Source organism: Hydrogenophaga sp., from assembly GCF_051858985.1.
Classification (GTDB): Bacteria; Pseudomonadota; Gammaproteobacteria; order Burkholderiales; family Burkholderiaceae_C; genus Hydrogenophaga.
Genome location: NZ_JBHYGM010000001.1, coordinates 1278531 through 1297490 on the forward strand (window position 1 = coordinate 1278531; position 18960 = coordinate 1297490).

An 18960-nucleotide genomic window follows, 5' to 3' on the forward strand; every position below is an offset into this window, starting at 1 on the left:
CAGGGTGGCGCTGCTACACCCAGCGCAGCAGCAAGCCCGCCAGCGAAGGCAGAACCAGCGCACTGAACAGCGCACTCAGCCCCATCGCCAGCCCGGCGAAAGCGCCAGTCTCTTCGCTCTCCTGGAACGCCCGCGCGGTGCCGATGCCGTGGGCGATGGTGCCCAGGGCAAAGCCGCGCACCGCGGGGTCGCGGATGCGCAGGGCGTCGAACAGGAAGCGCGCGCCCACGGCGCCGAGCACACCCGTGCCCATCACGAGCACAGCGGTGAGCGAAGGCAGGCCACCGATCTTTTCGGCGATGCCCATGGCCACGGGCATGGTGACGGACTTGGGCGCGAGCGAAGCGATGGTGGCGGTAGAGGCCCCGAGGGCCCAGGCGAGCACGATGGCGGTGGTGGTGGTGGCCAGCACGCCGGCCACCAGCGCACCGAGCAGCGGCAGCGCGAGGCGACGCAGCCGGTGCATCTGCTCGAACAGCGGCACCGCCAGCGCCACGGTGGCCGGGCCGAGCAGGAAGTGCACGAACTGCGCGCCTTCGAAGTACGTGGCGTAGGGCGTGCCGGTGGCCCACAGCAGCGTGGCCAGCACCAGCACCGCCAGCGGCACCGGGTTGGCCAGTGGATGGAAACCGCAGCGCCGGTACAGCATGAACGCGGCCTGGTAGACCACCAGCGTGAGCGTGAGGCCAAGCAGCGGCGTGGCCGAGAGGTAGACCCAGATGTCGATCAGGCGCTGCGGCGACTCAGCGGCCATCGCGCCTGCCCTGCCGGCGCATGAGCCAGATCATCACCCACGCGGAGACCGCCAGCCCGACGAAGGTGCTGAGCACGAGCGCCACACCGATGGCCAGTGCTTCGTCGCCCAGCCGTTGCAGGTGCTGCATCACGCCCACACCGGCCGGCACGAACAACAGCGAGAGGTGTTGCAGCAAGCCTTGCGAGGTGGGTTTGATCGTTTCCACCCATTTCGGCCGCAGCGCCAGCCCGGCCAACAGCAGTGCCAGGCCCACCACGGGCCCGGGCACCGGCAGCGAGGCCCAACGCACCACCACCTCGCCCAGCAACTGGCACGCGAGCAGGGTGGCGAGCGCGGGGATCATGAAGCGCGGTCGCTCAGCGCGTCGTCGAGCACCTCCACCCAGTGGCGCACCGGTGTGGCGGTGCCGCTCTGCAGGTGCGTGATGCAGCCGATGTTGGCGCTGGCAATCACAGACGGCTTGAGTTCGTCGAGATGGCCGAGCTTGCGGTCGCGCAGGGTGTAGGCGATGTCGGGCTGGAGCACCGAGTAAGTGCCAGCCGATCCGCAACAGAGGTGGGCTTCGTTCTTCGCCACCTGCACGGTGAAGCCGAGCGCAGACAGGTGCTGCTCCACACCGCCCTTGAGCTGCTGACCGTGCTGCAGCGTGCAGGGCGGATGGAAGGCGATCACGCGGGACGCATCCGGCGCGTGCTTCAGCTTTTGTCGCAGCGCCGGCACCAGCGCAGGCAGCAGTTCGCTCAGGTCACGGGTGAGGGCGCTCACGCGCGCGGCCCGTTCGGCGTACGCGAGGTCGTCGGCCAGGATGTGGCCGTATTCCTTCACCGTCACGCCGCAGCCGGAGGCGTTCATCACGATGGCCTCGACACCCCCTTCGATGAAGGGCCACCAGGCATCGATATTGGCGCGCATCTGCGCCTTGCCGCCCTCCTGGTCGTTCAGGTGGAACTTCACGGCGCCGCAGCAGCCAGCCTGCGGGGCCACCACACCCTGGATGCCGGCGGCATCGAGCACGCGCGCTGTGGCGGTGTGGATGTTGGGCATCATGGCCGGCTGCACGCAGCCGGTGAGCAGCAGCACCTGGCGCGCATGCGTGGCGGTGGGCAGATGGCCTGCGGCCTGCGGTGCAGGCACCTTGTTCTTCAGCGACGACGGCAGCAGCGGGCGCATGAGCTGGCCGAGCTTCATCGCCGGGCCGAACAGCGGTGACGGCAGGCCCTCTTTCAGCAACCAGCGCACGGCATTCTCACTGGCCGGCCGCGCCACTTTCTCATCCACGATCTTGCGACCGATGTCGACGAGGTGGCCGTAGTCCACGCCGCTGGGGCAGGTGGTTTCGCAGTTGCGGCACGTGAGGCAGCGGTCCAGGTGCAGCTGCGTCTTGCGCGTGGGTTCGGCGCCTTCCAGCACCTGCTTGATGAGGTAGATGCGTCCGCGCGGGCCGTCGAGCTCGTCACCCAGCAACTGGTAGGTGGGGCAGGTGGCGGTGCAGAAGCCGCAGTGCACGCACTTGCGCAGAATGGCCTCGGCCGCCTGGCCGTCGGCGCGCTGCTCGTATTCAGGGGAGAGCTGGGTTTGCATGGGGGGTCGTGCTCAGGCGGGCTGGCCGAAGATCTGGCTGGGGTCGAACTCGGCGCGCAGGCGCTGGGTGATGGTGGCGATGGCTGGACTGGGCGCATCGAATCGCGCCAGATCGGGTGCGCCATCGGCGCCCGCGCGAAACAGCGTGGCGTGGCCATTCACCGCCGAAGCGGCCGCGCGGATTTCCCGCGCCGCGCTGGCCGGCGCCCACAACCAGCGCTGCGCGCCGTGCCACTCGATCAGTTGCGCCCACGGCAGGTTCAGCACCGGCGCGGTCTGCGGCACCGACAGGCGCCACAGACAGAGATCGGCCGACGGCGCGTTGAAGAACGGCAAGCGCTGATCGCGACACAGCGCCCAGTCGGGGCCGGCCTGCGCGTTGTCCATGCGGGTTCCACCAGCTTCTCGCAGCATCCGTTCACCCGCCGCTTCCACGGCCGCCACCGCGCCGCGCAGGCGCAAGAACAGCAGGTTGGGCGCGCTGGCCTGCGTGTCGTCCTTCACCCAGCAGCTCGCATTGATCGGCAAGGGCTGGCCGCCCCAGCGGTGCAGTTGCTCCAGCGCGTCGTGCTGCCCCAGCTCGAACACCAGCGTGGCCTCGGCCGGCGCAAAGGGCAGCACCTTCAGGCTCACTTCGGTGATCACACCCAACTGGCCCCTGGATCCGGCGAGTGCGCGGCTCACGTCGTAGCCCGCCACGTTTTTCATGACCTGGCCGCCGAAGGTGAGCAGCTCGCCACGCCCGTTGATGAAGCGCGCACCGAGCACGTAGTCGCGCACCGTGCCCACGCTCGCTCGCGCCGGCCCGGCCAGGCCGGCCGCTACCATGCCGCCAACAGTGCCGCCACTCGCGAAATGCGGTGGCTCGAACGGCAGGCACTGGCCCTGCCCGGCCAGCACGGTTTCCAGCTCGGCCAGCGGCGTGCCCGCGCGCACCGTCACCACCAGTTCGCTGGGCTCGTGGCTCACGATGCCGGCCCAGCCAGTGGTGGACAAGGCTTCGCCCCGCGTGGGTTCGTCGCAGAAGGCCTTGGTGTTTCCGCCGGTGATGCGCAACGGCGTGCGGGCCGCAGCGGCGGTTCGCACCTGTTCGATCAGCTGGCCGGGGTACTCGTGGGGGGTTTCGGACATGCCTGCGATGGTAGTCGCAGCCCTTCTGACCCACTTTGAATTTTCTGCACGCGGCGGTGCAATTGCACCGGGGCCAGATGAGCGATCCGGCGCAGGGCCGCCCCAAGCCGGATCAGCCCCCTCGGGGGGCAGCGACCCGCGAAGCGGTGGAGCGTGGGGGCCACATGCCTACCTTGTATATCCCGAGCACATGCCGGCGTTCGGCCGGCCCTTGCATTCGCGCTTCAGGCGCTTCTCACGTGCCTGCGGACTTTCTTCGGAAGGCGCCTTGTGGAAGGTCACCTTGGATGGCGCCTTGCGTTTGCCATCGCTGCCCGTGGTCTGCGCGGACAGACTTGTCATGGAAAACAGGGCGAACAAGGCCATGGCAACGAAGCGCGGCAGGGCACGGGACATGATTCCTCCTGGATGTTGTGGTGCGTCCGGGCGCGCATCATAAAGAAAAAAACCCGCGCGCCTTTCGGCACGCGGGTTCCACAACAACCTTGAAGGATTCGCGGATCAGCGGTTGTAGGCGGTCTCGCCGTGGGCCGTGATGTCCAAGCCTTCGCGTTCAGCTTCTTCCGTCACACGCAGACCGATCATCATGTCGACGATCTTGTAGCAGATGAAGGCCACGACACCCGACCACACGATGGTGATCAGCACGCCTTCGGCCTGCACCAGCAGCTGGCTGCCGATGGCGTAGTCGTCGCCCTTGATGCCGCCGAGCGAGCCGGCCGAGAACACACCGGTGAGCAGCGCGCCCACGATGCCGCCCACGCCGTGCACGCCGAACACATCCAGCGAGTCGTCTGCACCCAGCATCTTCTTGAGGCCATTGACGCCCCAGAGGCACAGGAAGCCGGCCACGAGACCGATGATGATGCCGCCCATGGGGCCCACCGAGCCGCAGGCCGGGGTGATCGCCACGAGGCCAGCCACCGCACCGGAAGCCGCACCCAGCATGGACGCCTTGCCCTTGCCCAGCGCTTCACCGATGCACCAGGCCAGCACGGCAGCGGCAGTCGCCAGCAGCGTGTTGATGAAGGCCAGACCCGCGCCACCGTTGGCTTCCAGGTTGGAGCCGGCGTTGAAGCCGAACCAGCCCACCCACAGCAGCGAGGCACCGACCATGGTCAGCGTCAGGCTGTGCGGCGCCATCGATTCCTTGCCGTAGCCCAGGCGCTTGCCCAGCATGTAGGCGCCCACCAGGCCCGCCATGGCGGCGTTGATGTGCACCACGGTGCCGCCGGCAAAGTCCAGCGCGCCCTTGTCGAACAGGTAGCCACCGGCACCCCAGACCATGTGGGCGATCGGGATGTAGCTGAAGGTGAACCACAGCGTGCAGAAGAGCAGCACGGCAGCGAACTTCATGCGCTCGGCGAACGAGCCCACGATCAGCGCGCAGGTGATGCCGGCGAACGTGGCCTGGAAGGTCACGAAGATCAGCTCGGGAATGACCACGCCAGGCGTGAAGGTGGCGGCCATGGTGTCGGGCTTGATGCCCAGCAGGAACACCTTGTCGAGGTTGGCGATGATCAGGCCTTCTCCGCCAAACGCCAGGCTGTAGCCATACACGGCCCACAGCACGACGATGAGCGAGAACACCACCATCACCTGCATCAGCACGGACAGCATGTTCTTGCTGCGGACCAGACCGCCGTAGAACAGGGCCAGGCCGGGCACGACCATGAGGACGACGAGCACGGTGGCGATCATCATCCAGGCAACGTCGCCCTTGTCCATGGTTTCCTTCACCGCTTCAGCAGGTGCTTCGGCAGGCGCGGCGGCAGCGGGTGCCTCGGCGGCAGGCGCCGGCGTGGCGGCAGGCGCTTCCGTGGTGGCAGGCGCGGAGGCCGCAGGCGCCTCGGGCGGGGCTGCGGTTTGAGCGATGGCGTTGAGGCCACCAAAGGCCAGGCCCATGCCCAGGAACAGGGTTGCAATCAGTTTTTTCATGTCGGTGATCTTTCTTTTCCAGTGGCGGCGATCAGAGCGCTTCCTTGCCGGTCTCGCCGGTCCGGATGCGCACCACCTGTTCCAGGGAGGTGACGAAAATCTTGCCGTCGCCGATCTTGCCGGTGCGGGCAGCACCTTCGATGGCTTCGATCACGCGCTCGACGAGCTCGTCGGACACGGCGGCTTCGATCTTCACCTTGGGCAGAAAATCGACCACGTATTCAGCACCGCGGTACAGCTCGGTATGGCCCTTCTGGCGACCAAAACCCTTGACCTCGGTGACGGTGATGCCTTGCACGCCCATGCTGGAAAGTGCTTCTCGCACCTCGTCCAGCTTGAACGGCTTGATGATGGCTGAGACCATTTTCATGCTGTGATTCCTCTTCTAGAACAGGAGGGGTGATCAGGCCGCGAGGCCGACACCGATGGTGAAACGGGCTTGACCGGCCCCTGGAGCAGGCCAAGCACGGAAAGCGGACTGTTTCATGGGAACTCCCTGGTTTTGAATCAATCGCTTACACCCCCAAGCACGGACCATGCCAACGGGCGGTATCTGAACCATCTTTGGTCCGTCCAATGAACGCCCTGCGCCTCCGCCCCATGCCAGTGCCGGTAGGGGTATCGGCGCGGGCTGACGGCCTGTGACAACATGCCCGCCGCTGCGCCGGGCGGCGGGCTCACCCCAATGCCGTGCGCACCAAACAAGTGCGCCGTGTCGGCCGTGTCACTTCACACGGACGGGCGCCAAAAATGCACCGAAACAGGGAGAAATGGGCCATGGGTTTGTCATTGGTGCACAGCCGTGCGTTGCTCGGGCTGGAGGCGCGGCCGGTTTGCGTGGAGATTCATCTGGCCAACGGCCTGCCCAGCTTCACGCTGGTCGGACTGGCGGACACCGAAGTGAAGGAGGCGCGCGAACGGGTGCGTTCGGCCATCGCCAACGCGGGGCTCGAGTTCCCTTCCAACAAACGCATCACGGTCAACCTGGCGCCGGCCGACCTGCCCAAGGATTCAGGCCGGTTCGACCTCCCGATCGCGCTCGGCATCCTGGCCGCCAGCGGTCAGATCGCCAGCGCGCGCCTGGCCGGATGGGAGTTCGCCGGCGAGCTGTCGCTGGGCGGCGAGTTGCGCCCGGTGCGCGGCGCCCTGGCCATGAGCCTGGCGCTGCACCGCGACGCCGGCCCGCACGATGCGCCCGCCAGACTGGTGCTGCCGCCCGGCAGCGCCGAAGAAGCGGCGCTGGTGCCCCAGGCCGAGGTGTACCGCGCCCGCCACCTGCTCGACGTGGTGGCCCGCTTCCTGCCCGAAGCCCGGGACAACGCGCCCGAAGCCCCGGATGACGGCGGCTGGGCACGCCTGGTGCCGGCCACCATGGCTGTGGAGCCGGCCTATGCCGACCTGGCCGACGTGAAAGGCCAGGCCGCTGCGCGCCGTGCGCTGGAAATTGCCGCCGCCGGTGGCCACAGCCTGCTGATGATGGGGCCGCCTGGTTCAGGCAAATCCATGCTGGCGCAGCGCTTCGCCGGCCTGCTGCCGCCCATGACCACCACCGAGGCGCTAGAGAGTGCGGCGGTGGCTTCGCTGGCCGGCCGTTTCTCCCTGGAACGCTGGGCCCAACGGCCCACCTGTGCACCGCATCACAGCGCCAGTGCGGTGGCGCTGGTGGGTGGGGGCTCACCTCCGCGCCCGGGCGAAATCTCTCTGGCCCACCACGGGGTGCTGTTCCTGGACGAACTGCCCGAGTTCCCCCGCACCGCGCTGGAGGCCCTGCGCCAGCCCCTGGAGAGCGGTCACATCCGCATATCGCGTGCAGCCATGCAGAGCGAATTCCCCGCCTGCTTCCAGCTCGTGGGCGCCATGAATCCCTGCCCCTGCGGCTACCTGGGCCACCCCACGCGCGCGTGCCGCTGCACACCCGAGCAGGTCGGTCGCTACCAGGGCAAGCTCAGTGGCCCGCTGCTCGACCGCATCGACCTGCATGTGGAAGTGCCCGCGATGGCGCCCGGTGAATTGCTCGACGGCTCGGCCCAGGGTGAAAGCAGCGCAGCCGTGCGCGAGCGGGTGATCGCTTCACGCGAGCGCGCCCAGGCCCGGCAAGGCACCGCCAACCAGGCATTGGCCGGCCAGGCACTGACCGAACACGCCCGCGCCGACGCCGACGCCATCCAGTTCCTGAACAAGGCTGCCGCCCGCCTGGGCTGGAGCGCGCGCAGCACCCACCGCGCGCTGCGCGTCGCGCGCACCATCGCCGACCTGGCCGGCGCGGACTCGGTGGTTGCGGGGCATGTGGCGGAGGCAGTGCAGTACCGGCGGGTCTTGCGGCAGGGTGGTTGAGCGCCATGATCTCCCCATGAAGCTTCATAGGGTTCGCAACTGGTATGGTTCCCGGTTCAACGCATCCGAAGCCCTTCATATCAGGAACAAGACATGAGCTACCCCAATACGCTTCTCTTCATCCACGGTCAATGGCGCGAAGCCGCTGCTGGCGAATCACTGGCGGTGTTCAACCCGGCCACCGGCCAGGAAATCGGTCGCGTGGCGCATGCGCGCAAGGCCGACCTGGACCTGGCGCTGGAGGCCGCGCAGAAGGGCTTCGAGACCTGGCGCGACACGCCGGCCATCAACCGGTCGAAGACGATGCGCGCCGCAGCCGCCTTGCTGCGCGAGCGCGCGGGCGACATTGCCCGGCTGCTCACCCAGGAACAGGGCAAGCCGCTGGCCGAAGCCAAGGGCGAGGTGCTGGCGGGTGCCGACATCATCGACTGGTTCGCCGACGAAGGCCTGCGCGTCTACGGCCGCATCGTGCCTTCGCGCGGCAACCTGGCCATGCGCCAGATGGTGCTGAAGGATCCGATCGGCCCGGTGGCCGCCTTCACACCCTGGAACTTTCCCATCAACCAGGTGGTGCGCAAGCTGGCCGCCGCGCTGGCCACGGGCTGTTCCATGATCGTCAAGGCGCCGGAAGAAACCCCGGCTGCGCCCGCCGAGCTGGTGCGCGCCTTTGCCGACGCCGGCCTGCCGCCCGGCGTGCTGGGCCTGGTCTACGGCACGCCAGCCGAGATCTCCACCTACCTGATCGCGCACCCCGTCATCCGCAAGATCACCTTCACCGGCTCCACCCCAGTGGGCAAGCAGCTCGCCGCCATGGCCGGCCAGCACATGAAGCGCGTGACGATGGAACTGGGCGGCCATGCGCCGGTGATCGTGTGCGAGGACGCCGACGTGGCGCTGGCCGTGAAAACCGCCGGTGGCGCCAAGTTCCGCAATGCCGGGCAGGTGTGCATCTCGCCCACGCGTTTCCTGGTGCACGAGAGCATCGTCAAGGAATTCTCCGCCGCGCTCGTGAAGCACGCCCAGGGCCTGGCCGTGGGTGACGGCACCGCCGAAGGCACACAGATGGGTCCGCTGGCCAACCCGCGCCGCGTGACGGCCATGGCCGAATTCACAAAAGACGCCGTGGAACAGGGCGCGACCCTGGCCACCGGCGGTGAGCGCATCGGTGACGCGGGCAACTTCTGGCAGCCCACCATCCTGACCGACGTGCCGTTGAACTCGCGCGTGTTCAACGACGAGCCTTTCGGCCCCATGGCCGCGGTGCGTGGTTTCAACACGCTCGACGAAGCCATTGCCGAGGCCAACCGCCTGCCCTTCGGCCTGGCCGGCTACGCCTTCACGCGCTCGCTCAAGAATGCCGACCTGCTGGCGCGCCGTGTCGAAGTGGGGATGCTGTGGGTGAACATGCCCGCCATGCCTTCGGCCGAAATGCCGTTTGGCGGCATCAAGGACTCGGGCTACGGCTCCGAAGGCGGGCCCGAGGCGATGGAGGCCTACCTGAACGCGCGCGCCGTCACCATCATGAATGTGTGAAGGGGCCCCACGTTCAGTTCGACAAACCCCGTTCGCACTGAGCCTGTCGAAGTGCTTGCGCTCGCGGGGCTTCGACAGGCTCAGCCCGAACGGTACTGGTAGCGGGATTCGCCGGCAGGCATCACCCCTTGTTGGGGCCCAGGCGGTTCGTGAACGCCACCACCAGCGCCGTCATCAGGAAAAACGCCTGCAGTTCCAGGCGCCAGCCGCCGGTCTGGGTGATGTCCATGAAGTGGCCCGAGTGGGCCAGCACCAGGGCGAACACCATGTTGATGGCGATCAGCAGGGCCGCCGGCACCACCCACACACCCACCAGCAGCATGAGCGGTGCAATCAGTTCGCCGAGGTAGGCGCCGTAGGCGAGCGCGCCGGGCAGTCCCTTGGCCACCAGCATGCCTTCGATGCCGCCGACACCGCCGGTGACCTTGGCCCAGCCGTGGAAGATCATGAGGATGGCCAGCGTCCAGCGCAGCAGGATGACGCCGAGGCGGGGTTGGTTGAAGAGGTTGTTGAGTGCGTTCATGGGCTGAAGAAGACGGTGATTGAAGAACGGGCCATTGTCACTGAAGCCTGACCCGGGCCAGCTCGATCGGTTCCCGGGCAGACAACATCGCTGACGACACAACACTGCTCGTCAAATCGAGCGGGGGCCGACCAACCTCTGATTGACGAGCAGATGATGACCCCTCACAGGTTCGGCGCGAGCCAGCGCTGCAGTTCGTTGCGCGCCACCGCGCTGCGCGCGGCCAGGTCTTCCAGTTGGTCTTCACCCACCTTGCCCACGTTGAAGTAGGTGCTCTGCGGGTGGGCGAGGTAGAAGCCGCTCACGCTGGCGGCTGGCGTCATGGCGAGGCTTTCGGTGAGCGCCATGCCGATGTCTTCGCACTGCAGCAGCTCGAACATGCCGCGCTTGACCGAATGGTCCGGGCAGGCGGGGTAGCCCGGCGCCGGGCGAATGCCCTGGTACTTCTCGTTGATGAGTTCCTCGTTGCTCAGCGCCTCGTCGGCGGCATAGCCCCACAGGTCGGTGCGCACGCGGTGGTGCAGGCATTCTGCCAGCGCCTCGGCCATGCGGTCGGCCAGGGCCTTGAGCATGATGGCGGAGTAGTCGTCGTGGTCGTCCAGGAACAGCTTTTCCTTCTTCTCCACCCCCAGGCCGGCGGTCACCGCGAACACGCCGACGTAGTCGTTCGCCACACCCTTGGGCGCCACGAAATCGGCCAGGCAGCGGCTGGGCCGCATCACGCCGTCGATCTCCTGTTTCTCGGCCTGCTGGCGCAAGCCGTGCCAGGTGAGCGCCACCTCGCTGCGGCTTTCGTCGGTGTAGAGCTCGATGTCGTCGTCGCGCACGGTGTTGGCGGGGTACAGGCCCACCACCGCGCTGGCGCTGAGCCACCGGCCTTCGATCAGGCGCTGCAGCATGCGCTTGCCGTCGCTGAACACGCGCCGCGCTTCTTCACCCACCACCTCGTCCTTGAGGATCTCGGGGAAAGGACCGGCGAGATCCCAGGTCTGGAAGAACGGGCCCCAGTCGATGTACCGGGCGATCTCGTGCAGGTCGAAGTTCCTGAACACGCGTTTGCCGATGAAGCGGGGTTTGGCGGGTGTGTACGCGGTCCAGTCGATCGGCGTCTTGTTGGCGCGCGCTTTCTCCAGCGGCCACAGGGGAACCTGCTTCTTGTTGGCGTGCTGCGTGCGCACCTTGTCGTAGTCGGCGCGCAGTTCGGCGATGTAGGCGGCGGCCTGGTCGGAGAGCAAGCCCTGCGCCACACTCACGCTGCGCGAGGCATCGGGCACGTAGACCACCGGGCCTTCGTAGTGCGGCGCAATCTTCACCGCCGTGTGCACGCGGCTGGTGGTGGCGCCGCCGATCAGCAGGGGAATGCGGCGCTCGCGGAAATGCGCGTCCTTCTGCATCTCGCCGGCCACGTACTGCATTTCCTCCAGGCTGGGCGTGATCAGGCCCGAGAGGCCCACGATGTCGGCGCCCTCGGCCTTGGCCATGGCCAGGATCTCGTGGCAGGGCACCATCACGCCCATGTTGACCACCTCGTAGTTGTTGCACTGGAGCACCACCGTCACGATGTTCTTGCCGATGTCGTGCACGTCGCCCTTGACGGTGGCGATCACGATCTTGCCCTTGGGTTTGGCATCGCCGCCGGCGGCCTGCAGCGCCAGCTTTTCGGCCTCGATGTAGGGCAGCAGGTGCGCCACGGCCTGCTTCATCACGCGCGCGCTCTTGACCACTTGCGGCAGGAACATCTTGCCCTGGCCGAACAGGTCGCCCACCACGTTCATGCCGTCCATGAGCGGCCCTTCGATCACGTGCAGCGGGCGACCACCACCGGCCTCGATCTCGCGCCACATGGTCTCGGTGTCTTCGGTGATGTGATCGTTGATGCCGCGCACCAGCGCGTGGCTGAGGCGCTCGCGGATCGGCAGCGCGCGCCACTCGTTCTTCTTGCTGTCGTCCCTGGCCGATCCCTTGGCGGTTTCTGCCACTTCCACCAGGCGCTCGCCAGCATCCGGGCGGCGATTCAGCACCACGTCTTCCACCCGCTCGCGCAGCTCGGGCTCGAGCTCGTCGTAGACACCGACCATGCCGGCGTTGACGATGCCCATGTCCATGCCCGCCTGGATGGCGTGGTACAGGAACACGGTGTGGATGGCCTCGCGCACCGGGTCGTTGCCGCGGAAACTGAACGACACGTTGGACACGCCGCCGCTCACCTTGGCGCCGGGCAGATGCTGCTTGATCCAGCGCGTGGCGTTGATGAAGTCCACCGCGTAGTTGTTGTGTTCCTCGATGCCGGTGGCAATGGCGAAGATGTTGGGGTCGAAGATGATGTCCTCGGGCGGGAAGCCGACCTCGTCGACCAGGATGCGGTAGGCGCGCTCGCAGATCTCGACCTTGCGCTCGTAGGTGTCGGCCTGGCCTTTTTCATCAAAAGCCATCACCACCGCAGCCGCCCCGTAGCGCTTGACCAGCCCGGCCTGGCGCTTGAACTCGTCCACGCCCTCCTTCATGCTGATGGAGTTCACCACGCCCTTGCCCTGCACGCAGCGCAGGCCGGCCTCGATCACGTCCCACTTGGAGGAATCCACCATCACCGGCACGCGCGCAATGTCGGGCTCGCCGGCGATGAGGTTGAGAAAGCGCACCATGGCGGCCTGGCTGTCGAGCATGGCCTCGTCCATGTTGACGTCGATGATCTGGGCGCCGTTTTCCACCTGCTGGCGGGCCACGGCCAGCGCGTCCTCGAAACGGCCTTCCAGGATCATGCGGGCGAAAGCCTTGGAGCCGGTGACGTTGGTGCGCTCGCCCACGTTCACGAACAGGCTGCCGTCGCCAATGCGCAGCGGCTCCAGGCCGGAGAGCAGCATGGGGGGAACGGTCGGGGACGGAGAAGCGGAATCGGAGGACATGGGACTCACCAAGGCAGGTTGCGGACAACAGACTGGGTGAGCGCCGTTTGGGCCTGTTCGCGCCCACTCAAGCCTGACGCACGGTGGGGGCCTGTGAGAAGACCCGTCGGCGCTGCAACGCTCCTTGAGAAGCCGCGATTTTAGCCCTTTGCTCAGCGCATGGTGGCCAGCAGGCGCGTGAGCGCGCGCGGCAGATCGGCGGTGGTCGCGCTGGGGTGCACGTGAGCGCGGCCCAGCGCGCACCGCAGCGCAGCCGCATCCCCGGGCTCGAACACCAGCGAACGAACGGCCACGCCCCGGGCCGCGGCCTCGCGAGCGGCGCGCTGCAGGTCGGCGCGCAAGTAATCCGGGTCGTGCACGTCGATGTCGTGCGGCTCGCCGTCCGTCAGCAGCACCACCACGCGCCGCCAGCCCGGATGGCGGCGCGAATCCTCTTCGCTCAGGTGCAGCGCGTGGCGCAGTGCCGCGCCCAGGCGCGTGGAGCCGCCGCCGTGCAACCGCGCCAGGACCGGCAGGTCTTCGTCCCAGTGCTTCAGGCAGGGCATGTCGATGCGGTGGCGGCCCTGGCTGGAGAAGGCCCAAAGGCCGCTGCGGTGCCCCAGGCGCTGCAAGGCGAGCGCGGCGGTGGCGGCGCTGCGCTGCAGGCTGGCGAGCAGTTCACCGTCGTCCGCGCCGGAGCAGGCGGTGGAGGCTGACGCGTCGATCAGCAGCAGCACGGCCAGCGGCGGCGTGGGGCGCCAGGGTCGGCGATGCACGCGCGGGTCGGGCGTGCGCCGGGCGCGAAGATCGAGCACGCTGTCGATCAGCGCCGCATGGTGCAGTTCGTCGCCGTCGGTGGATCGGCCACTGCCGCGCCGCCACGGACCTGCCATGCCTGCAAGCCGCCGCGCGAGCTGCCGCTGGCCGTGGTTCAACGCGCCGGGCGGCCAGGCAGGCGGTCCTGCCGGCGGGGCCTTTGCGTAGACGCTGCACCACCGCGGCCGGTAGCGGCCGATGCGGTGATCCCATTCCGCGTACACGGCGTCGGGATCGTCGCGCGCCGGCTCGGGCGAAGCGATGGGCGCCTCCTCCGTTGGCGGCGCCGCATCGGCCTGCAGCGTGGTGTCCGACGGTGGCAGGGACGCGTCGGGCAGCCAGAGATGGGTGTTGTCGTCGCGGTAGCGCGCTTGCACGGTGTAGGTGCGGGCGTTGAACGGCAGGCGCATCTGGCCGATGTCGTTGCCCAGCAGCGAGGCCGCTTCGCGCACCTGAGCCGGTGTTCGCAGCGCCAGCGTTCGGCCATCGGGCTCGAAGAACATTCGCTGCACGCGCGCCACCCACGCGTGCGGGTCGTCGTGCGAAGGGTTCAGCAGCCTGGCCGACAGGCGGGCGAGCAGGTCTTCGAATCCAGCGCCGCGCAGCGCGGCCGCGTCGTCATGGAAGGCCCACCACACGGCGCGCAGGCCGGGCAGTTCCTGCAGCGCGAGCCATTCCACGCGCGCGTCTTCGAGCACGCCCAGCAGCGCCTGTTGCACGGGCTTGAGGCCCTTGCGGGACTGGGCCTCGCCGCCGAAGCGCAGGTGCGCGGCCGCGTGCGCGGCGGTGGCGAGCGCAAGGTCACGCTCGGGGTCCGGATGGTTCGGCACATGCAGCACAGGATCTGACACCCCGTCGCGCATGAGAACGGCGCGGCGGTCGGCGCGCGGCTCGCTGAGTTGCCAGGTGGCGTGCAACGACCGGCCCCACAAGGCCCGCGCCACGCGTCGAACCTGGCCGACAGGATCCACGGCCGCCTCAGAAGCTCGCGCGCACCAGCGCGCGCAAGGCCGCACCCACTTCAGGGTCGTCGCTCAGCGGCTCGGCGATGGCCTGCAGCGCCGCGTCGTGCGGCGCCAGGCCGGCGCGCACCAGCAGCGCGGCGTGCACGAGCATTCGCGTGGAGGCACCTTCGTCCAGGCCCTCGTCGCGCAGGTGGCGTGTGCGCGTGGCCAGTTGCACCAGTCGCGTCGCCAATTCGGCATGGGCCCCGCCTTCGTGCGCCACGATGGCCGCCTCCACGGCGGGCTCGGGGTAGTCGAACCCCAGCGCCACGAAGCGCTGGCGCGTGGAGGGCTTCAGGTCGCGGTGCAGGCCCTGGTAGCCGGGGTTGTAGCTCACCACGAGCTGGAAGTCGCGGTGCGCCGGCAGCAGTTCGCCACGACGCTCCAGCGGCAGCGCGCGGCGCGTGTCGGCCAACGGGTGCAGCAGCACGGTGGTGTCTGCGCGCGCTTCCAGCAATTCATCCAGGTAACAGATGGCGCCGTGGCGCGCGGCCAGCGCGAGCGGCCCGTCCATCCAGCGCGTGCCCTGGGCATCTAGCAGCCAGCGGCCCGCAAGGTCGCCCGCGCTCAGGTCTTCGTGGCAGGCCACGGTCACCAGCGGCAGCTTCAGCCGCCAGGCCATGTGCTCCACGAAGCGCGTCTTGCCACAACCCGTGGGCCCCTTGAGCAGCAGCGGCAACCGTGCCGAGCGCGCCGCTTCGAACGCGGCGATCTCGGTGCCCACCGGCTGGTAGAAGGGTTCCTCGTGCAGGCGCCAGTCGGCCAGGGGGTCGGCGGGCGACACGTTCAGCGGTGGCCTGCGGTGGACGGATTCGGAATGCCTTCGATGGGACATTCCTCCGTGCCCACCATGGGCCGGGTGATCGCCTCCACCGCCTTCTGCGTGCCTTCGGGATCGTTGACCCAGTTGGCGTAGAAGCCGTAGGGGCAGGCGGCCACGCCCTTGTCGCCTTCGCGCGAATTGATCATGCCGGTGTAACCCCGGTGCAGCAGCTTGAAGAGGTGGTTCTCGCTCTGCGCGTTCTTCCGGAAGTCGCGGATCAGGCTGGTGGAGAGCGCCGCGTATTGCACGCCGTAGTCCTCCTCGCCGCATTCGCCGAGCGTGCGCCCGTCGAAGCCGATGAGCGCGCTGTGGCCGAAGTAGCTGTAGACGCCGTCGAAGCCCGAGGCGTTGGCCACCGCCACGTAGGTGTTGTTGGCCCAGGCCATGGCCTTGGCCATGAGCACCTGCTGGTCTTTGGCGGGGTACATGTAGCCCTGGCAGCGCACGATGAGCTCGGCGCCCTTCATGGCGCAGTCGCGCCAGATCTCGGGGTAGTTGCCGTCGTCGCAGATGATCAGGCTGATCTTCAGGCCCTTGGGGCCGTCGCTCACGTAGGTGCAGTCGCCCGGGTACCAGCCTTCGATGGGCACCCACGGCATGATCTTGCGGTAATTCTGGACGATCTCACCCTGGTCGTTCATGAGGATGAGCGTGTTGTAGGGCGCCTTGTAGGGGTGCTCCTCGTGCTGTTCGCCCGTGAGCGAGAACACGCCCCACACCTTGGCCTTGCGGCAGGCCTCGGCAAAGATGTCGGTCTCGGCGCCCGGCACGGTGGCGGCCGTTTCGTACATCTCCTTCGCGTCGTACATGATGCCGTGCGTGCTGTACTCGGGAAAGATCACCAGGTCCATGCCCGGCAGGCCGGATTTCATGCCGACGATCATCTCGGCAATCTTCCGCGCGTTGTCCAGCACCTCGGCCTTGGTGTGGAGCCGGGGCATCTTGTAGTTCACCACGGCCACGCCGACCGTGTCCTTGCTGCTGGAAATGTCGCCGTGCATCATGGCTGTACGCGCTCGCTGGAAAAAAGGAAGGGAATGGGGTTGCGGCCATTGTGGAAGGAGCGCGGGCGCTGGCGTATACGTCAATTGACGTAGCCGACGGCGCGGGGAGAATCCACACCACAACAGGAGACAAGCCTCATGCCAAAAGCGGACTCCATGCTGGCGAACTCGATGCGGGCGGGCGCGGTCCTGCTGGCTGTGCTGACGGGCCAGGCCCACGCGTCGCTGGACGGGTACCCGTCGGTCACGCAGTACCTCTCGAACGACGCACCGTTCGTCGTTTTCGGCGTCACACCCACCCGCCTGAACGAGGCATCGAGCCGCCTCACGCTCACCTTCATCGCCACCGACCCGCTGGACCAGGTCAACGTATTTCCCTTCGTGCGCCACACCCCTGACGGGCCGGCACGCCTGCGTCCGCACGTGACCTGCGGTCCCCGGGAACCCGGCTCGTGGAACTGCCACATTCCGGTGGCCGACCTGCTGCGTGAATTCAAGGACGGCGACGGCGAGATCGGCCTGCGCATCGAGGCCCACGGCAACCTGCGCTCGCGCGGCCAGCACAGCACCGTGATCGTCACCGTGCCGGTCCGGCACGCGGCTGCCAGCGCGAGCCGGTGACGCGGCTCAGTGCGAGCGACGTGCCAGCGTGCCGCGCAGCGTCTCGATGAAGCTCAGGCTGGCGGCCGACAGCGAGCGGCCGCGCTTGGTGACGACCGACACGTCGCGCGACACACGCGGCGCCGAGATCGGCCGGATCACCAGCGCCGGGTTGCCTTCGGCGTGCGCGAAGGCGGCCGGCATGACGGCCGCGCCCATGCCGCTGGACGTCATCCAGAGGGCCGTGGACAGGAACGAGACTTCGTGGTTCACCTCCAGGTTCACGCCGGCCTGCGCCGCCGTCTTCTCGATCAGCGAGCGGATGCCGTAACCGGGCCGCACCGTCACCAGCGAATGCCCGGCCAGGTCGGCCCAGCGCACGCTGCGCAGGCGCGCCAGCGGATGGTCCTGCAGGCACACCAGCGCGAGGTGGTCGCGCAGCAGGGTCTGCGCGTCGATCTCGGCGCCTGGCCGCTCGGGCGTTCCGATGCCGAAATCCACGTGCTCACCCAGGACGCGAGAGACGAACTGGTCGGGGGCGCAGTCGTCCACCTGCAAGCGCACTTGCGGATGCGCCTGCACGAAACGCTGGATGGCCTCGGGCAGCAGGAAGGAGGCCAGCGTGGGCGTGATGGCCACACTGATGCGGCCGCGCTCGAGCTGCGCGAGATCACGGAACCCGCCCGAGAGCGCGTCCACATCGCGCAGGATGCGCTCGGCCATCGGCAGCATCTCGGTGGCAGCGGGGGTGGGCTGCAGCGAGCGCGTGGTGCGATCGAAGAGGCGCGCATCCAGGCCTTCTTCCAGCTGGCGCAGCAGCATGCTCACGGCCGACTGCGTGACGAACAGCTTGTCGGCCGCCGCGCTGAGCTTGCGCAGGCGATGCACTTCCACAAAGGCGCGCAGCTGCCGGATCGTCGGGCTGAAGTTCGGATTCATCAGGGAACATCATATTTGGTTCGTAATTTATTGATTTACGAATGAATGAAGCTCGCGTTCAATGGGGCGTTCCGGACACCCACAACAAGGAGACAAACAACATGACCGACCGCATCCATGCCGCCCACCCGAGCGGTGGACTGACCCGCCGCACGGCCCTGGCCGCCCTGAGCCTCGCGGGCGTTTCAGCTGCCGGGCTGGCGCAGGGCCAGGGCACTGCCGACTTCCCTTCCAAACCCATTCGCGTGGTGGTGACGTTCCCGCCCGGTGGCAGTGCCGACGCGGTGTTTCGCCTGCTGGTGCCGCGGCTGACGGAGAAGCTCGGCCAGCCGGTGATCGTGGACAACCGACCCGGCGCAGGCGGCAACGTCGGCATGTCGCTGGTGGCCAAGGCGCCCAACGACGGCTACACGCTGGGCCTGGGTGCCGCCGGCGCGCTGTCGGCCAACGTCAGCCTGTACGACCAGATGCCATTCGATCCCCAGCGCGACCTCAAGCCCGTGGCCATGCTGGCAGGCATTCCTTTCGTGCTCATCGGGCATCCGTCGGTGGCGCCGCGCACGCTCAAGGCCCTCATCGACCAGGCGCGCTCAGCGCCGGACAAGCTCTCCATCGCGCACGGCGGCAACGGCACCGCCATGCACCTCTCGGCGGCCCTGTTCATGCAGATGGCGGGCATCAAGCTGGTCGAGGTCGCGTACCGGGGCTCCGGCCCGGCCGCGCTGGACACCCTGGGCGGACAGGTGCCGCTGGCCATCGTCGACCTGCCCTCCTCGCTGCAGCAGATCCAGGCCGGCAAGCTGGTCGCCTTTGCGGTCACCGGGACCCAGCGGCTGCCCACGCTGCCCGATGTGCCCACCATGGCCGAGGCCGGCCTGCCCGGCTACGACTCGACCGGCTGGTTCGGCATCGTGGCACCCGCCGGCACGCCAGACGCGATCGTCTCGCGCCTGAACACCGAGATCAACGCGGGCCTGAAGGATGCGCAGACGCTGGCGACGCTCAACACCATGGGGGTGGCCGCCGCGCCCGGCACGCCGGCGCAGTTCGGCAGCTACATCGCCTCGGAAACCACCAAGTGGGCCGGCGTCATCC

17 protein-coding genes and 1 riboswitch are annotated in these 18960 nt (G+C 68.1%); of the genes, 4 read left to right on the forward strand and 13 right to left on the reverse strand.

The features are described 5' to 3' along the window. Nucleotides 1-13 precede the first annotated feature (13 nt). From ACTIEY_RS06320 to glnK, 7 genes are all read right to left on the reverse strand, one after another. Nucleotides 14-754 (reverse strand): LrgB family protein, encoded by a 741-nt coding sequence (locus tag ACTIEY_RS06320; protein ID WP_439518227.1) that lies wholly within the window; start codon nucleotides 752-754, stop codon nucleotides 14-16. After that, nucleotides 744-1100, reverse strand: a complete 357-nt coding sequence (locus tag ACTIEY_RS06325; RefSeq protein ID WP_439518228.1) for a CidA/LrgA family protein — start codon at nucleotides 1098-1100, stop codon at nucleotides 744-746. Before ACTIEY_RS06325 ends, ACTIEY_RS06320 begins: the two co-directional genes overlap by 11 nt. Beyond that, nucleotides 1097-2338, reverse strand: a complete 1242-nt coding sequence (gene glcF / locus ACTIEY_RS06330; RefSeq protein ID WP_439518229.1) for a glycolate oxidase subunit GlcF — start codon at nucleotides 2336-2338, stop codon at nucleotides 1097-1099. The genes ACTIEY_RS06325 and glcF overlap by 4 nt, the downstream gene beginning before the upstream one ends. 12 nt (nucleotides 2339-2350) lie before the next feature. Continuing rightward, nucleotides 2351-3469 carry a glycolate oxidase subunit GlcE gene (glcE, locus tag ACTIEY_RS06335; protein WP_439518230.1) on the reverse strand — a complete coding sequence of 373 codons (1119 nt, stop codon included), beginning with the start codon at nucleotides 3467-3469 and terminating at the stop codon, nucleotides 2351-2353. A 168-nt stretch (nucleotides 3470-3637) separates the two neighbouring features. Further along, the gene (locus ACTIEY_RS06340) at nucleotides 3638-3865 is read right to left on the reverse strand and encodes a hypothetical protein (protein WP_439518231.1); all 228 of its coding nucleotides are present in this window, start codon (nucleotides 3863-3865) and stop codon (nucleotides 3638-3640) included. A 105-nt stretch (nucleotides 3866-3970) separates the two neighbouring features. Beyond that, nucleotides 3971-5407 carry an ammonium transporter gene (locus ACTIEY_RS06345; protein WP_439518232.1) on the reverse strand — a complete coding sequence of 479 codons (1437 nt, stop codon included), beginning with the start codon at nucleotides 5405-5407 and terminating at the stop codon, nucleotides 3971-3973. 31 nt (nucleotides 5408-5438) lie between these two features. Continuing rightward, the gene (glnK, locus tag ACTIEY_RS06350; protein WP_086126640.1) at nucleotides 5439-5777 is read right to left on the reverse strand and encodes a P-II family nitrogen regulator; all 339 of its coding nucleotides are present in this window, start codon (nucleotides 5775-5777) and stop codon (nucleotides 5439-5441) included. Nucleotides 5778-6184: 407 nt separating this feature from the next. Between glnK and ACTIEY_RS06355 the strand changes: the two genes are divergently transcribed. Together ACTIEY_RS06355 and ACTIEY_RS06360 are read left to right on the forward strand one after the other, a co-directional pair. Next, a complete protein-coding gene (locus ACTIEY_RS06355) occupies nucleotides 6185-7741 on the forward strand; it encodes a YifB family Mg chelatase-like AAA ATPase (RefSeq protein ID WP_439518233.1) in 1557 nt (518 codons plus the stop codon). A gap of 93 nt (nucleotides 7742-7834) precedes the next feature. After that, nucleotides 7835-9274 (forward strand): NAD-dependent succinate-semialdehyde dehydrogenase, encoded by a 1440-nt coding sequence (locus ACTIEY_RS06360; protein WP_439518234.1) that lies wholly within the window; start codon nucleotides 7835-7837, stop codon nucleotides 9272-9274. A 121-nt stretch (nucleotides 9275-9395) separates the two neighbouring features. On the opposite strand, the gene ACTIEY_RS06365 is transcribed toward ACTIEY_RS06360, so the two are convergent. The 5 genes from ACTIEY_RS06365 to ACTIEY_RS06385 all read right to left on the reverse strand — a co-directional run bounded on the left by ACTIEY_RS06365 (nucleotide 9396) and on the right by ACTIEY_RS06385 (nucleotide 16326). After that, nucleotides 9396-9797, reverse strand: a complete 402-nt coding sequence (locus ACTIEY_RS06365) for a DoxX family protein (RefSeq protein ID WP_439518235.1) — start codon at nucleotides 9795-9797, stop codon at nucleotides 9396-9398. Between the two features lie 164 nt (nucleotides 9798-9961). Further along, nucleotides 9962-12700, reverse strand: coding sequence for a methionine synthase (metH, locus tag ACTIEY_RS06370; protein WP_439518236.1), 2739 nt, complete (start codon nucleotides 12698-12700; stop codon nucleotides 9962-9964). Between the two features lie 31 nt (nucleotides 12701-12731). After that, a riboswitch (S-adenosyl-L-homocysteine riboswitch) is annotated at nucleotides 12732-12832 on the reverse strand. 20 nt (nucleotides 12833-12852) lie between these two features. Continuing rightward, nucleotides 12853-14466 carry a nitric oxide reductase activation protein NorD gene (locus tag ACTIEY_RS06375; protein WP_439518237.1) on the reverse strand — a complete coding sequence of 538 codons (1614 nt, stop codon included), beginning with the start codon at nucleotides 14464-14466 and terminating at the stop codon, nucleotides 12853-12855. 7 nt (nucleotides 14467-14473) lie between these two features. Next, nucleotides 14474-15334: a CbbQ/NirQ/NorQ/GpvN family protein gene (locus tag ACTIEY_RS06380; RefSeq protein ID WP_439518238.1), complete on the reverse strand. Its 861-nt coding sequence runs from the start codon at nucleotides 15332-15334 to the stop codon at nucleotides 14474-14476. Then, nucleotides 15286-16326: an aliphatic amidase gene (locus tag ACTIEY_RS06385; RefSeq protein ID WP_439518239.1), complete on the reverse strand. Its 1041-nt coding sequence runs from the start codon at nucleotides 16324-16326 to the stop codon at nucleotides 15286-15288. The genes ACTIEY_RS06380 and ACTIEY_RS06385 overlap by 49 nt, the downstream gene beginning before the upstream one ends. A gap of 138 nt (nucleotides 16327-16464) precedes the next feature. On the opposite strand from ACTIEY_RS06385, the gene ACTIEY_RS06390 reads away from it, so the two are divergent. Next, nucleotides 16465-16947: a hypothetical protein gene (locus ACTIEY_RS06390; protein WP_439518240.1), complete on the forward strand. Its 483-nt coding sequence runs from the start codon at nucleotides 16465-16467 to the stop codon at nucleotides 16945-16947. A 6-nt stretch (nucleotides 16948-16953) separates the two neighbouring features. Here ACTIEY_RS06390 and ACTIEY_RS06395 read toward each other — a convergent pair whose 3' ends face one another. Continuing rightward, nucleotides 16954-17865 (reverse strand): LysR family transcriptional regulator, encoded by a 912-nt coding sequence (locus ACTIEY_RS06395; protein ID WP_439518241.1) that lies wholly within the window; start codon nucleotides 17863-17865, stop codon nucleotides 16954-16956. A gap of 101 nt (nucleotides 17866-17966) precedes the next feature. Here ACTIEY_RS06395 and ACTIEY_RS06400 point away from each other — a divergent pair. Then, nucleotides 17967-18960 (forward strand): Bug family tripartite tricarboxylate transporter substrate binding protein (locus ACTIEY_RS06400; protein WP_439518242.1); only part of this gene is annotated, 994 nt, incomplete at its 3' end.

What these genes read in the sequence shown, in the direction of transcription:
- ACTIEY_RS06355 (WP_439518233.1), top strand. Translation starts at nt 6,185, where the DNA reads ATGGGTTTGTCATTGGTGCACAGCCGTGCGTTGCTCGGGCTGGAGGCG.
- glnK (WP_086126640.1), bottom strand. Translation starts at nt 5,777, where the DNA reads ATGAAAATGGTCTCAGCCATCATCAAGCCGTTCAAGCTGGACGAGGTG.
- ACTIEY_RS06380 (WP_439518238.1), bottom strand. Translation starts at nt 15,334, where the DNA reads ATGTCCCATCGAAGGCATTCCGAATCCGTCCACCGCAGGCCACCGCTG.
- ACTIEY_RS06340 (WP_439518231.1), bottom strand. Translation starts at nt 3,865, where the DNA reads ATGTCCCGTGCCCTGCCGCGCTTCGTTGCCATGGCCTTGTTCGCCCTG.
- ACTIEY_RS06325 (WP_439518228.1), bottom strand. Translation starts at nt 1,100, where the DNA reads ATGATCCCCGCGCTCGCCACCCTGCTCGCGTGCCAGTTGCTGGGCGAG.
- ACTIEY_RS06365 (WP_439518235.1), bottom strand. Translation starts at nt 9,797, where the DNA reads ATGAACGCACTCAACAACCTCTTCAACCAACCCCGCCTCGGCGTCATC.
- ACTIEY_RS06360 (WP_439518234.1), top strand. Translation starts at nt 7,835, where the DNA reads ATGAGCTACCCCAATACGCTTCTCTTCATCCACGGTCAATGGCGCGAA.
- glcF (WP_439518229.1), bottom strand. Translation starts at nt 2,338, where the DNA reads ATGCAAACCCAGCTCTCCCCTGAATACGAGCAGCGCGCCGACGGCCAG.
- ACTIEY_RS06385 (WP_439518239.1), bottom strand. Translation starts at nt 16,326, where the DNA reads ATGATGCACGGCGACATTTCCAGCAGCAAGGACACGGTCGGCGTGGCC.
- ACTIEY_RS06390 (WP_439518240.1), top strand. Translation starts at nt 16,465, where the DNA reads ATGCCAAAAGCGGACTCCATGCTGGCGAACTCGATGCGGGCGGGCGCG.
- ACTIEY_RS06345 (WP_439518232.1), bottom strand. Translation starts at nt 5,407, where the DNA reads ATGAAAAAACTGATTGCAACCCTGTTCCTGGGCATGGGCCTGGCCTTT.
- metH (WP_439518236.1), bottom strand. Translation starts at nt 12,700, where the DNA reads ATGTCCTCCGATTCCGCTTCTCCGTCCCCGACCGTTCCCCCCATGCTG.
- glcE (WP_439518230.1), bottom strand. Translation starts at nt 3,469, where the DNA reads ATGTCCGAAACCCCCCACGAGTACCCCGGCCAGCTGATCGAACAGGTG.
- ACTIEY_RS06320 (WP_439518227.1), bottom strand. Translation starts at nt 754, where the DNA reads ATGGCCGCTGAGTCGCCGCAGCGCCTGATCGACATCTGGGTCTACCTC.
- ACTIEY_RS06395 (WP_439518241.1), bottom strand. Translation starts at nt 17,865, where the DNA reads ATGAATCCGAACTTCAGCCCGACGATCCGGCAGCTGCGCGCCTTTGTG.